Raw genomic sequence first — 14,339 nt, forward strand, 5'->3', positions numbered from 1 at the left:
ATTAAACCATTGCTTGTAAACTGAGTTTTTTATTAAGTAGAGCGAAGTGAGCAAGATGATGAGTTAAAATAGGACTATTCATGGAGGATGCCTGTTGATTAAACGGAGGAGTTATGACCGAAAAACCACAGCTTATAAACTGCTCATTTCCCAATGAAGCAACTTTATATATAGCTTATATGCCTTTTGTGAAAGGTGGCGGTCTTTTTATAAGAACTCAACACGTTTATCCTTTAGGACAATCACTTGAATTATCGGTTAAGTTACTCAATGAAAATGAACCTTATTTGGTCGCTGGTAAAGTAGTCTGGATTACTCCTAAAGGTGCGCAAGGTAATAAGCCTCCGGGAGTTGGTGTTCAATTTACTGGAGAAAATAGTCGTTATTTATGTAATAAGATAGAAACCTATTTGGCGGGAATGTTAAAATCATGTCAGGTTACAGATACTATCTAGAATTATAATTTATTAATTAACAACCTATTTATTGATATTCTTTTGAGGTATAAATGTGCTAGTAGACTCTCATTGTCATTTAAATTTTATCGATTTAACTTATTTTAATCATGATCTTGCTCAAGTAATCAATCAGGCTCGCGAGAATGGGGTAGAGCATTTCTTATCTGTTTGTGTTGAGTTGAGCGATTATCCTCAATTAGAGCATTTGGCTAAAGATTATCCTGATATTAGCATTTCTGTTGGAGTACATCCGAATAGTGAAATGAATTATCCTGTTACTGCACAGATGTTATGTGAATTGGCTCAAAATCCTGCCTGTATTGCTATAGGAGAAACAGGACTTGATTACTATCGTAATCCAACTGAAGAAGCTCAATCTTTACAAAGGGATCGCTTCAGAGAACATATCAAGGCCGCACTTATAACTGCCAAGCCGTTAATTATTCATACCCGGCAAGCAGCTGAAGATACTTTGCTGATGATGGCTGAGGAAGGGGCTAGTCAGATAGGTGGCGTCATGCATTGTTTTGCTGAAGACTTGGAGATTGCTCAAAGAGCAATTGATTTGAATTTTTATATATCATTCTCCGGAATAGTTACTTTTAAAAATGCTCTTTCCTTGCAAGAAGTAGCCACACAGATACCTTTAGAGAGAATATTGATAGAGACAGACTCTCCTTATTTGGCCCCAGTTCCACACAGGGGAAAGCAAAATCATCCCGCCTTAGTGAAGCATGTTGCAGAAACTATCGCACAACTCAGAGGAATGGACTTCCAAGAGATAGCAGAAATTACTACAAACAATTTCTACAATTGTTTTAATATCAAACGACAAGCATAAATAACTGGTAAATGGTAACTCTCATCTGAACTTATTATTTTTCAAAGTAGAAATAGTAATTTTTTTGCCTGTGAAGAAAGGTTTTAGTAGTATTTATGAATCCTATTTCAAATTTAGAGTAATTAATGAGCTTATATGTCGGTTTGATGTCAGGTACCAGTATGGATGGCATAGATGCTGCTTTGCTTGAGCTTCCGTCCAATCAATTAATTCACGGAATTACTAAACAATATAGTAATGACGTCAGGAAAAACCTTGATGATTTAATCTTGGGTAAGTATTTAACACTGGCTTCGATTTGCCAACTGAATACTCTAATTGGCAGGGAGTTTGCAGAAGCAGTTCGTCAACTCTTGATTGAAATAAAAGTACATCCAAAAGAAATTCAGGCTATTGGCAGTCATGGCCAAACAGTCTGCCATGACACAAGTGGAAATATTCCATATACTTTGCAGCTGGGTTGTGGACATACTATTTCTTCTTTAACTGGCATTACCGTTGTAGCTGACTTTAGAACAAGGGATTTGGTAAATGGAGGTCAAGGAGCGCCTTTTGCTCCCCTTTATCATCAACAGATATTTTCCAGAGTAAATGAGCCTGTTGCAATTGTTAACATTGGTGGTATTGCTAATGTTACTTTCATTGCAAAGAACCAATTGACTACAGGTTGGGATATAGGACCAGGCAATTGCCTGATGGATGCATGGATATATAAGAACAAAGGAGCTCTCTATGATAAAAGCGGTGCATGGGGCAGCCAGGGTGAAGTGATTCGTCCTCTACTTGAACACTTGTTACAAGATTCATTTTTCCATTTGGATTCGCCTAAAAGTATAGGAAAAGAATATTTTTCTTTATCCTGGCTACAAAAACATTTAAAACCGGATTATACACCAGTAAATATTCAGGCTACCTTATTGGCGCTTACAGCCCATGCTATAGCAGAAACGATATTAAATACATCTAATGAAGTGAAACAATTATATCTCTGTGGAGGAGGGGCCCATAATACGCATTTGAAAGAGACTTTAGCAGGTCTATTGCCTGGGATGGCAGTGAAAAGCATAGCAGAGTTAGGGTTTAGTCCTGATTATCTCGAAGCAATGATGTTTGCATGGTTAGCGGCACAGACTATTAACCAAATCCCTGTCGACTTAACATCAATAACAGGAGCTAAAGGTATTGCAATTTTGGGTGCAGTGTATCCTATAATAAAATCATATTGACAAACTAAAGAAGCATAAGGTTTAATTTGATAAAAATTAACAGAGTGATTTTAAATTGACCGCACATTACAACGTCGCTTCAGCTAGTGGAGCAAAAAATACACTTGCAACGTCATATTTTATTTTTTTTCTGGCTGCTTCATTCTATTTGTATGAATTTATATTACAAGTAGCGCCAAGCGTTATGGCAGAGTCGATGATGAAAACTTTTGGGGTGACTGGTCAAGGCTTTGGTGTGATTTCAGCTTTTTATTTTTATGCTTATGCCCCTACACAATTGCCAGCAGGAGTTTTATATGATCGTTATGGTCCGCGCAAGCTAATGACTTTTGCAATTGTTTTGTGCGCATTCGGTTCTGCCTTTTTTGCTTCCACAGACAGTGTATTTACGGCTTGCATAGGTAGGTTTTTGATAGGAATAGGCTCTGCATTTTCTTTTATTGGTGTTTTGGTACTTATTTCACGCTGGTTCCCTCCTTATTATTTTGCAATTCTAGCAGGAGTAGCGCAGTTGATGAGTTCAGTAGGCGCTATGTTTGGGGAAATGCCATTGGCAGCTTTGATTGATTTGGTTGGATGGAGAAGTGCAAGTTTTATTTTAGCGGGTGTTGGATTTCTCTTGGCTATTTTATTTTGGGTATTTATTCGTGATTATCCTCATCAGCAAAATCAGACAATACCCTCTCATTATTTAAGAGATGAATGGAAGCGCTTAGTGGCTGTATGTAAACATGCTTATACCTGGATCATTGGCGGTTATGCTTTTGCAATTTGGACCCCTATTGCTGTATTTGCCGCACTTTGGGGAGTTCCCTTTTTGCAGGAAAAATTTCAAGTGAGTGTGGTGGCTGCCTCAGGCTTATGCAGTATGATTTGGCTAGGCATTGGTGTTGGTAGTCCATTATTAGGTTGGTTGAGTGACAAATTGGAGAGTCGTCGTATTGCATTGATTATCAGTGCGGTTTTGGGGTTGATTGCAACTCTGATCATCCTTTATTGGTCTGAACTATCTTATAATTGGGCTTATGTTGTGTTGTTCGTTTTAGGATTAGGTGCTGGAGGACAGACGGTAAGTTTTGCAGTAGTTAAAGAAAATAATACACCTGAGTTAGTTGGCACAGCATCTGGATTTAATAATTTGTCAGTACTAATTGGTGGTGCCATTTTCCAGCCTCTCGTTGGTTATATCTTGCAACAGACGGGATCCTGGCGAATTGTCAATGGTGCTCATGTATACAGCATATCGAGTTATCAGACCGCATTGTTAGTTATGCCTGTATGTTTCCTTGCCAGTTTGCTTATTGCCATTTTTTTGCTTAAGGAATCTCATCCTGCGCGCAGAATTTAATAGTAGTATTAATCAATACCTTACTCACGTTATCTCCTGATAAGGCTTTAATAGTATAACGTGAGTGATGGATAAGATCAGTCGTTATCTCAAGCCGCGCGGGGTGAGGAGGCATTTATGCCGTCAAGAAGCCTTATATGGGACTTCAGCTTTTTTTCCAAGGCTTCGAGACGATGCTTACGCATCTCCTCAGCCCGAACGGATCCTGGATATCGGCGGGTTTCTATGTAATCTTTCTCTATAAAACTCACGTTAATACAAATGAAGTCGATATCGTAGCGATTAGATAAAGTGAGTTGAGAAAATATCCAACTAAAATTTGCTGTAATCTAGTGATAATTCAGAGACGTAAATTCTTATATTAGACTTTTTGCAAGAGCTGTCTCTTTAGTCCTGGTCTAGCATTGCAAATGTTCTAGTATGACTCAATTTAATGCACGTTAACTCTACTCCATGTCAATGTTTTCGTCATTTCCCTAAAACAAAGCAATCAGGTTATGCAAATGAGGGCTGCTCTTAAGAGTTAGATATATTACTACTTGCTTCATCATGAATTTCAGATTTTTTGGGAGCACCTTTAAAAAAGGTTAAACCTATAAAGATTAAAAATAATAATCCAACAACATTACAATAGATGGCAAAATGCAAATTATTGTGATGTTCATAAAACAGGTTAGCTATTTCTATTCCAATAGCCCCGATGATCATAATGCTTAGGCTGATTAATGCAGATGCTGTTCCCTTGCTTACCGAAGTCACAAATAAACAATACCTGTTCAAGGGGGCATTAATCACACTCAATGAGAAGAAGTAAACTATGATTCCTGGTATCAAATACAAATAATTATTGCCATAGAAATAAGGGAGGAGAGCTGTCAGAGCAAGCCCCACTACCATTATGATACAACCTATAAAAATAATTCGCTCGATTTTATATTTATAAGTTAAATGATGTAAGCACCAGTTTCCCAAAATTGTTGCTCCAAAGATGGGTAGTTGCCATAGACCATATTGAATTACAGTCAATTTTGCTTCGGCAATTAATATGATTGGTGCCAGAGCAATCCAGGCGATACAGGGGATCCCTACAAGACCTTCTGCTATTGCACTAAAACAAAAGGCAGGATTAGATAATAATGCTTTATAATTTTGAATTATGGAGTTCAGTGAGAACGGTGTTTTAGGTATAATCTGACCGTCTTTTTTTATCTCTCCTATCGGTTCTGGCATAAATCGCCATAATCCCCAATAGGCTAAAAGAGCCCCCAAAGCGATAATAATAAAAATTAAACGCCAGGATGCATAATGAATGATTATGGCTCCCAATAGTGGCCCTAACAATGGAGCTAATATTGCGGCATTAGCCATGATTGCAATTAATCGAATAGCGTCCATTTCCTCAAATATTTCTTGAATGGTTGCATAACCTATTACACCGATGAAGCACAACCCCATTCCTTGGAAAAATCGGGCGATTAAAAATTGATTCATGGAGTGTGAGCTTGCAATTAAAAGAGTGAATAGAAAAAACAAGCACGATCCTATTAACATCATAGGTCTTCTGCCATAAGCATCTGATAGTGGACCAAGTATAAGCTGCAAACTGGCTCCTCCCAGTACATAGACAGTTAGAGAAGTGGCAACAATACTTTCGGGCGCGTTGAATGATTTAACAACATTGATCATACCTGGCATGATCATGTCATTGGCTATGTAAGTCAAAAACTCATATAAAACTAAGAAGCAAGCAAAGATAATGGCCTGTCTGTATGAAATTTTAATTAGTGGTTCAGACATAGCATTAACCCTGAATCAATTGTTTCTAAAAGGCGGTCTAACAGTATATACGTTTATTTCATAATTTGGTAGAAAATCTGATAAATTTTTCTGTAAGTAATATAGAACTTGCAATATACAGAGAATAAATCTGTACAATAGTAACTGCAACTTAAAGTTTGTTTACGGCAAGTCTACCATTTGATAAGATTTGCTTACTTCTATAATCTGCTTCTTATGATCTGATCAGTATGCCCAACAAAGAAAAAGTCGTTGTTATTATCCCTACCTACAATGAAGAAGATAATATTTCTAATACGATTGATTTGATTCTTAAGGAGACTTGTTCATTAACAGATTATCAGGTTCATATTCTTGTATTTGATAGTCACTCCACAGATTCAACAGCCCATATAGTCCAAGAGCTTGCCTATATCTCTCAACGTGTGCATTTTGCACAAGAACCACAGAAAACTGGACTTGGTTCCGCTTACCTGCAAGCCATGCGAATTGCAATAGACAAGTTGAATGCAGATATTGTATTTGAGTTTGATGCAGACGGTTCTCATCAACCTTGTTATATTGCTCCGATGTTAGAGTTACTTAAACAACATGATGTAGTAGTGGGGAGCCGATATATTTCAGGAGGAAATATTCCTTCAAACTGGGCATTCCATCGTAAATTATTATCTGTAGGAGGTAATTGGATTGCTCGTATGTTATTAACTGGAAAATATAAAGATCTTACTTCTGGTTTAAGGGCAACGCGTACTAATCTGTTAAAGAAACTATTGCCTTCAAACTTTCTATCCAATAACTACGCGTATAAACTTGAATTATACTGGCTTTTACATAAGGCAAAAGCCAGGATCATTGAGTTTCCTATTCAATTTATTGATAGAGAAAAAGGGAAAAGCAAATTACCTAAGAACAGTATGATTGATACCTTGCGTATTCTTCTTACCCTTCGCTTGAGAGAGTTGCGCCAGTACCTTACCATGTGCTGTGTGGGATCCCTTGGAGCATTGATTCAATTTAGCCTATACAATTGGTTGCGGAGTTCGAACCATTCTGCTCTGGTGTCCAGTCAAGTTGCTATCAGTGCTGCTATTGTATCCAATTTTATATTTCACCATTCCATTACTTTCAAACAAAAAACAGATTTCCATATAGCTAAAACATCCATGCTTAGCCGTTTTACACAATTTATTATTTATTCCACCTTTATGGTTTATTTCCAAAGCCTATGGGTTCATATTTTTGTTCATTACTTTGGGCAAGGTATTTTGAAAGAAAATATCATTGTAGCCTCAGGTCTGGGTATTGGATCTATTATCAATTACCTGTTTTATTCAAATATTATTTGGTCATCAAAAGGTACTCGTTCTCTTAATTCAAACCCTTCTAAAGAAACTCAAGTTTGAAAACAAAAGTGTAATGAGTTTAGATAAACTAAATTCCCTCATAAAGAACATTTTTTAACTAAGGGATTATGTTTTTCGCAAATCTCGTTTCTTTAAGTATCTAGCTTATTACTGCAACGATAGGCGTAAATGATTGGCTTACCTTTTTCATCAAAGATTGCTGGTAAATTCAATGATTGACACTGAGTAAAGTATTTTTTAACACATGATAATCTATCAAATGTATCAATATATAATACTTCGTCAAGGGTATTCAGATTAGGTGACCAATACTTGTATTGATTTTGCATTGAACCACAGTCAAAGGTAAAAATTGTTGGTTTATTTTTAAGAAAGAACAGCATGCGTGCCTCAAACCATCCTGGGGTTATGACTATACCCGGGAGTTTTTCATCAGAATGATTGAGTAGTTGTATCGATTGATAATAAGCCAGTTTTTTTGAATATCCAAAACTGAAAAGCGTGGTATTGTTCATCAAAATAATTCCACTGGTCAGAACGTAGAATACAATTAATAAATAAGTGGAGTTACGATAAGCCCATTCTTGATAGCAATAACCGGCTAATAAGCTGGCAGTAATTATATATTGGCTCAGCCAATATCCTCTTATCGTAGCTTTGCCGGCAACAAATAAATAGAAAAGAACAAATGTTATGCAAATAATAAGGCACAAATAAAATACAGGGGATTTTCTAGGAACACTTTTGGATAGATATAACGTAGGGGGAATGAATAAAAAATTAATGGCAGGGAGGAATATATTAAAAAAGGTATGCAAGATACTCCCCATCGTATTATGAGCATTTTGCGTTTGGTGTGTACTTAACTGGTAGCGAATGGATACCCAATCATGTTGAGCATTCCATAGAATAACCGGGCTGAAGACAATGATTGCCAGGGTTAATGCCAAATAAAAATGCCTGGATTTAAAAAGTCGTCTATAGGGTGTTGCAACCAAAAAAATAAGTAAAGCCAGCACGAGAACAATACCAGAGTATTTGGATAACAGCATAAGGCCTATACTCAAACCTGTGTAATACAAATCCTGATTTCGATTAAACTGGATATACCTTATTGTAAAATAAAGGGTTAATGCCCAAAAAAGAGTTAACGGTGTGTCATAGGTAGTTTGATTGATTAAATCCAAAGTGACTAATGGTGAAAATAGCCAAATTAAGACGCTAACATAACTGGCTTCCTTGTTAAGGCATAGTCTCGCTGTTTTATAAATTATAAAACTGGTCAAGGCAGTAGAAACTATAGTAACCAGGTTTAAAGCAAAGAGAGTATCTCCAAATAAAAGTGTGGCTATTCGGATAAAATAGGCAATCATGGGAGAACCATCATAGTAGGATAGAGCCAGATGCCTGCTCCAATCCCAGTAATAATAACTATCTAATCCAAGGAGGTGAAATGGTGCAATTAATAGAATGAGCAGAAAATAGAGGCTAATGTAGCGATTCATGTGCAAAAACATTCAGTATTCCCAGGAAAGTAATGATGAATTATATGTTATTTTATTATCAGTTTTTATATAATGCATTCAGTTTTGTCATTAATTAATAAAGACGTTTATGAAATTATACTTTTTTGGCGATGATAATAATAAACCCAAATTAAGCGAACATTTAATCACTTACATACTCAGTTTACTAGACCCCAAGTCTCAGTCTGTGGCTTCTTTAGTGAATAAAGATTGGTCTCGACTTGTCCAATTGACCCGACAATACCTATCTATCCTACCAGTGATTCATCGAATACCGCTATTTGCGAATCTGGGTCTTGACGTTTTGAAATTAAAATTAATGACAGGTGGTATGACGAATTCCACATTTAGGCTAAGAATCAAAAATGCACCTGAGAAATGGGTTATGCGGATTCCTGGGAAAGGATCTTCAGCATTTATAACCAGAAGAGATGAAGCTCATAATGCTAAACAAGCTGAGCAACTTGGACTGAATGTTCCGATAGCGTTTTTTGATCCAGAAGATGGGTTGCAAGTAACGCGCTTTATAGAGGGAGTGCATGCGCTGGATGATAAAGCGTTGGCCAGAAAGGAAATTCTGTGTGAGGTAGCGACTATGATGAGAAGACTTCATAAGTCTTCTTCTTTTGATAATGATACTCATTTTTTTGAGCGAAATGAAGATCTGTTGGATTTATTAAAACGAAAACGCTTTAATTTCCCTGGGGAAATAGATTTCATTGAGCAACAGATGAAGAAGCTACAGGGGATTTTTTCTTCTTATCATATTCTGCAATTTCCTTGCCATAATGATACAACGCCACTTAATTTTATCTTGTCGGAAAATCCAGAAATCAAGAGTTCAGAAAAGATTCATCAGATTGATTGGGAATATTCCAGTAATAATGATTTTATTTGGGATTTAGTTTATTTTATGGTTGAGGCCAAGCTAAACCGAGAACAACAGCTTATTCTGTTGCAAGCTTACTTTAATACAGAGGAACTGAGTGACTCTCTTTTGGCATGGATAGAAGTTTATAAACCCATCATTGAATGGTGGATAACGATTTGGTCATGGACTCAATTGGCAAATGGAGCCAATGCAGTTGATTTGAGCTCTTACGAGCAGCTAGGGCTTGAACGGTATCATAGCACCTTAAGTCATTTGAAAAGTAATGACTTCGTCAAAGCCTTGGAAGTTATTGAAGCAGATAGTCATAGCCTGACTTTTACGGGGCAGAGACCTTTTTAGAGCCAGGCCCTGTCAGGATAGGGCAGTTAGTTTACATAGATGATTTAGATATTCAAGGCATTCTTTTGAGAAATTCTTGTAAATGCATCTTATCTTGCTCGGTACCTAAATAGTTTTTGAGTTCTTCCATTTTTCTGTCATAACCTTCCTGACTAATTGTGCCACGCATCAGCTCAAATCTTAAATACACACAATAGGTGTTGAGTACGTCTGTCTCACAATAATCTCTTATTTCTTTTAATTGGCCTGCCTGGTATTGTTCCCAAACTTTTGAGCCACTCATTCCCATTTTTCCAGGGAAACCTAACATGGTTGAAATATCATCAAGGGGAGCAAAAGCTTTGTTCTGATATCCTGCAAGGACGTCCATTAGATCAATATGTCGATAGTGAAAACGGCTTAGATAATTATTCCATTTAAAGGTTTGCTGATTTTCCCCTGTTTCCCAATAAGTGGGCGCACTAATTCTATGGAGTAGAGAACGGTAATGCAGTACAGGAAGATCAAAACCACTGCCATTCCAGCTCACCAAGGTGGGTGTATGTTTGTCAATTCCAGCAAAAAAACGGGTTATTAATTCTTTTTCATCAGAATGTTCATCGCCAAGAGACCATACTTTTATTTGAGTTCCATGACTGATTACTAAAGATATAGCGCAGATTTTTTGTAAGTAATGAGGCAAAAAATCATTGCCTGCTTTCTCACGCCTTAAGGCAAACATAGCATATGCTGTATCTTCATCGGATAAGCCATCTAGTGCAAAAAGCCTTCGCCCTGACTCAATATCTGGAATTGTTTCAATATCAAAAACAAGTATTGTCATAATTTACTAATCCAATTCGGTATTAATTCTTATTTTGTAAATTGGCTTGAAACGATCAATAAGTCTTGGGATTTGTAAAATACTCCAGATCTATCAATCTTACAATTTAGATGTGAGATTGATTGTATCATGTGAAGAAATAGAAGTAACTTTAAATGACATAGATTGTAAGTAGTATATTTGATACAATATTTTTTAAATTAATATCTTATATCGTAGTATTGATATTCAATATTGCAGGATGAGTTTTTTATCATTAAATCATGAAGATTAGATTTACTTTACTTTGTTTTAGCATTTTACTCGCAGGCTGTGTCAGCAAACCTCCAGCAGACATTAATAATATTTGTAATATATTTAAACAATATCCGAAGTGGTATGTGGATTCGAAGGATGTTGAGCGGCGTTGGAAGGTTCCGGTTCCGGTCCAAATGGCAATTATTCATCAGGAATCAAAATTTAATGCCAGAGCCAGGCCACCAAGAACCAAACTGTTATGGATAATTCCATGGACAAGACCCTCAACTGCTTACGGATATACTCAAGCGTTGCGTTCGACTTGGGACAATTATAAACGTACTAATGGATGGTTTTGGTCATCACGCGACGATTTTGGAGATGGCGTTGATTTTATAGGTTGGTATGCTAATCAGGCTAATATTAAAGCAGGTATTCCTCGAGCAGATGCTTACTCACTTTATTTGGCTTATCATGAAGGAATTGGCGGTTATCAAAGAAAAACCTATTTGAAAAAACCATGGTTGATTTCTGTAGCACGTAAGGTGAAAGCTAAATCTCAACTTTATGGTATGCAGCTCAATTCTTGCCAAGGCTCGTTAAAGTCACGTTCCTGGTGGTAATAACATGACCTGATTGTGGACTTACCGATAGCAATGAAGTCAGACTTGGAACGTATAGGATTTTTTGTATTTAAAATAATCACCATAATTTGAGGTTAATCGTAAGTAAGTATAAATTTCTATTCTCAAATAGAAAATCAGGTAACATCCGGTTTATTCTTAATGGAATAAACTTTGAAAAATAAGGTGACGATGGCTAGCTTATAATGTACTAACTCAATCCGTATAGTTTTTTAAGACTATGCATGGCCAAAATTATTTGTCAACATGCGCTAAATAATTATAAAATTTTATAGTGCTAATATGTTACTATATTTGAAGTATATAATGATTACGAATTATTTAAGGAGTTTTGGATGCGATTAATGCTTTTAGGTGGACCGGGAGCCGGCAAAGGAACCCAAGCTTCACTTTTAATTAACCGTTATAAAATTCCTCAAATTTCTACCGGTGATATGTTGCGTGCTGCTATAGCAAAAGGTACGTCTTTAGGATTAAGTGCCAAAAAAATTATGGAATCAGGTGGGTTGGTGTCTGATGATATTATTATCGGGTTAGTGAAGGAAAGACTAAAAAATTCTGATTGTGACAGAGGATTCCTGTTTGATGGTTTTCCAAGAACCTTGGTTCAGGCTGAAGCTTTAAAAGATGCAGGAATCCACTTGGATCATGTAATAGAAATAGCCGTCGATGATGAGGAAATAATTGAACGCATCAGTGGACGCCGTATTCACCAGCCTTCGGGAAGGGTTTACCATGTTGTGAATCAATCGCCGAAAAATCCGGGCATAGATGACATTACAGGCGAACCCCTGATTCAACGTGATGATGATAAAGAGGAAACAATACGCAAACGTTTACAGGTTTACCATAGCCAAACAGCGCCATTGGTGCAATATTATAAGGAGTGGGCTGAATCTGGTTCTAAAGAAGCTCCAAAATTTCATACTATTAGTGGTACAGGTACAGTAGAGCAAATATTTGATAACATCGTAACGATACTCGAAACTTAGGAGCTAACATGCCGACCCAGACTATAACTAGTGCCGAATTTGAATCATTAATTAATGACAATGAGATAGTTTTTATTGATTTCTGGGCTGAGTGGTGTGCTCCCTGTAAGCAATTTTCAAAAGTATATGAACAAGTTTCGGATCAGTTTCCAGCTATTAAATTTGTTAAAGTGAACATTGAAGAGCAACAAGAGTTGGCAGATTTTTTCGAGATTCGTTCCATACCTCATCTTATGGTTTTTAAAGACAGCATTGTTATATATTCTGATGCTGGAAGCATACCCGAGTCCACTTTAAAAGAGTTGGCGCAACAAGCACTTGATGCGGATGTTAGTGAAATACGAGCTCAGCTTGAGCAGAAGGATATGTAGAAATACTGGCCAGATAATCCGCAAGTTCTTTTTTACTAGAATTATCCATAGTAAGACCGAGCTTGGTACGACGGTTTAGTATGTCATCACAATAATTCGCCCATTCTTCTAAAACAAGATAATCTACTTCCACCTGATAGAGTGAAGAGCCATATTTTTTCCCCATTGCTTCCATATTGTTACATTGAGAAAGAAAAATTTCAGTATAACAACCATATGTATTGAGGTAGCGATTTAACAATGCGTTATCCAGCCAATGATATTTGGTTTTGGCGTAATTAACATATTGTGTAAAACTCATATCCGCTAAAGTAGCTCCCGGTAAAGGAGTATGCTTTGTTTTCGATGGCTTTATTCCTGGGAATATAGAGGAAAGTTGATTTATTACTTCTTCGGCCAATTGCCTGTATGTGGTTATTTTCCCACCAAAAATTGTAATAACGGGCGCAGGCGAGTTATAAAATTCATAGGAATAATCGCGACTTAATGACTTTAATTCCTTACTATCATCAGCTAATAGAGGTCTTATACCACTCCATGAATGGACTACGTCTCTTTTTGTTATTTTAAATTTAAAGTAAGCATTCACTAATTCAATTAAATAATCTGTTTCTTCTTCACTGATCTCTATGTGGTTAAGATCTCCACTATAGTGGATATCGGTAGTTCCAATCATGCTAAAGCCGTGGTAGGGGATGACAAAAATAACCCGCTGGTCATTATGTTGTAAGAAATAGGCATGATTTCCCTCAAAAAGTTTAGGTACGATAATATGACTACCTTTAACAAGGGTAATATCTTTCTGGATAGGTGTTTGAGTTAATTGGGCAATTGATTGAACCCACGGCCCTGCGGCATTAATGATAGTTTTAGCATATGCTTTGTAACATTGTCCTTTGGTAGGCTGAATAGTTAAATGCCATACGTTATTTATTACCTCAGCGTGGATTACTTTGGCATGTGGTCTTATGCTTGCGCCATGATTTTTAGCTTGTATGGCATTGAGAATGGTTAATCGAGCATCATCTGTGGTGGCATCATAGAAAAGAAAACCACGATTTAACTCCTCTTTTAGGGGAGTGAAATAATTATTCTTATTATTTCTGTGAATCGATTTGGATTTTGGTAAATGATTTTTTCGGCTGAGATGATCATAAAAAAATAAACCTAATCTCAGTAACCATGAGGGGCGCATATGTTTTAAGTAGGGCAAAACAAAAGATTGGGAGTGGACTAAATGGGGAGCCAAATTGAGAAGCGTTTGACGTTCCTGGAGTGCTTTTTTGACTAAACCAAATTCATAATGCTCTAAATACCTTAAACCACCGTGAATCAATTTTGTGCTACTTGATGAAGTTTTTGAAGCCAGATCGTCTTGCTCGAAGAGTACCACAGACAGTCCTCTTAATGCCGCATCTGCAGCGCAGCCGCAGCCATTGATGCCTCCACCAATAATTGCAACATCAAAAACCTGATCCATG

13 protein-coding genes are annotated in these 14,339 nt (G+C 36.8%); 9 read left to right on the forward strand and 4 right to left on the reverse strand.

All coding sequences use genetic code 11. From position 1 onward, the window contains the following. The first annotated feature begins 113 nt into the window (after positions 1-113). The 4 genes from EL201_RS07125 (at position 114) to EL201_RS07140 (ending at position 3,873) form a co-directional block, all read left to right on the forward strand. On the forward strand, positions 114-455 hold the full coding sequence (locus EL201_RS07125; protein WP_027221582.1) for a PilZ domain-containing protein: 342 nt from the start codon (positions 114-116) through the stop codon (positions 453-455). 55 nt (positions 456-510) lie between these two features. Further along, on the forward strand, positions 511-1,299 hold the full coding sequence (locus EL201_RS07130) for a TatD family hydrolase (RefSeq protein ID WP_027221583.1): 789 nt from the start codon (positions 511-513) through the stop codon (positions 1,297-1,299). Positions 1,300-1,424: 125 nt separating this feature from the next. Continuing rightward, a complete protein-coding gene (locus EL201_RS07135; protein WP_027221584.1) occupies positions 1,425-2,525 on the forward strand; it encodes an anhydro-N-acetylmuramic acid kinase in 1,101 nt (366 codons plus the stop codon). Positions 2,526-2,580: 55 nt separating this feature from the next. Further along, a complete protein-coding gene (locus EL201_RS07140) occupies positions 2,581-3,873 on the forward strand; it encodes an MFS transporter (protein ID WP_027221585.1) in 1,293 nt (430 codons plus the stop codon). 516 nt (positions 3,874-4,389) lie between these two features. Here EL201_RS07140 and EL201_RS07145 read toward each other — a convergent pair. Beyond that, on the reverse strand, positions 4,390-5,670 hold the full coding sequence (locus EL201_RS07145) for an MFS transporter (RefSeq protein WP_027221586.1): 1,281 nt from the start codon (positions 5,668-5,670) through the stop codon (positions 4,390-4,392). 230 nt (positions 5,671-5,900) lie between these two features. Here EL201_RS07145 and EL201_RS07150 point away from each other — a divergent pair, with 230 nt between their 5' ends. Next, entirely contained in the window at positions 5,901-7,073 is a 1,173-nt protein-coding gene (locus EL201_RS07150; protein ID WP_027221587.1) for a glycosyltransferase family 2 protein, read from the forward strand. Positions 7,074-7,165: 92 nt separating this feature from the next. Here EL201_RS07150 and EL201_RS07155 read toward each other — a convergent pair whose 3' ends face one another. Continuing rightward, positions 7,166-8,551: a glycosyltransferase family 39 protein gene (locus EL201_RS07155; protein WP_027221588.1), complete on the reverse strand. Its 1,386-nt coding sequence runs from the start codon at positions 8,549-8,551 to the stop codon at positions 7,166-7,168. A gap of 97 nt (positions 8,552-8,648) precedes the next feature. On the opposite strand from EL201_RS07155, the gene EL201_RS07160 reads away from it, so the two are divergent. After that, the gene (locus EL201_RS07160; RefSeq protein WP_027221589.1) at positions 8,649-9,791 is read left to right on the forward strand and encodes a phosphotransferase family protein; all 1,143 of its coding nucleotides are present in this window, start codon (positions 8,649-8,651) and stop codon (positions 9,789-9,791) included. Between the two features lie 52 nt (positions 9,792-9,843). Here the strand turns inward: EL201_RS07160 and EL201_RS07165 are convergent, their stop codons facing one another. Then, positions 9,844-10,614, reverse strand: a complete 771-nt coding sequence (locus EL201_RS07165) for a 3'-5' exonuclease (protein WP_027221590.1) — start codon at positions 10,612-10,614, stop codon at positions 9,844-9,846. A gap of 263 nt (positions 10,615-10,877) precedes the next feature. Between EL201_RS07165 and EL201_RS07170 the strand changes: the two genes are divergently transcribed. The 3 genes from EL201_RS07170 to EL201_RS07180 all read left to right on the forward strand — a co-directional run bounded on the left by EL201_RS07170 (position 10,878) and on the right by EL201_RS07180 (position 12,858). Continuing rightward, positions 10,878-11,474 carry a transglycosylase SLT domain-containing protein gene (locus EL201_RS07170; RefSeq protein WP_027221591.1) on the forward strand — a complete coding sequence of 199 codons (597 nt, stop codon included), beginning with the start codon at positions 10,878-10,880 and terminating at the stop codon, positions 11,472-11,474. 356 nt (positions 11,475-11,830) lie between these two features. Beyond that, positions 11,831-12,487, forward strand: coding sequence for an adenylate kinase (gene adk, locus EL201_RS07175; RefSeq protein ID WP_027221592.1), 657 nt, complete (start codon positions 11,831-11,833; stop codon positions 12,485-12,487). 8 nt (positions 12,488-12,495) lie between these two features. After that, a complete protein-coding gene (locus tag EL201_RS07180; protein ID WP_027221593.1) occupies positions 12,496-12,858 on the forward strand; it encodes a thioredoxin family protein in 363 nt (120 codons plus the stop codon). Here the strand turns inward: EL201_RS07180 and glpD are convergent. Next, entirely contained in the window at positions 12,818-14,338 is a 1,521-nt protein-coding gene (gene glpD, locus EL201_RS07185; RefSeq protein WP_027221594.1) for a glycerol-3-phosphate dehydrogenase, read from the reverse strand. The genes EL201_RS07180 and glpD overlap by 41 nt on opposite strands. Position 14,339 lies beyond the last annotated feature (1 nt).

This window comes from Legionella pneumophila subsp. pascullei (assembly GCF_900637585.1).
Classification (GTDB): domain Bacteria; phylum Pseudomonadota; class Gammaproteobacteria; order Legionellales; family Legionellaceae; genus Legionella; species Legionella pascullei.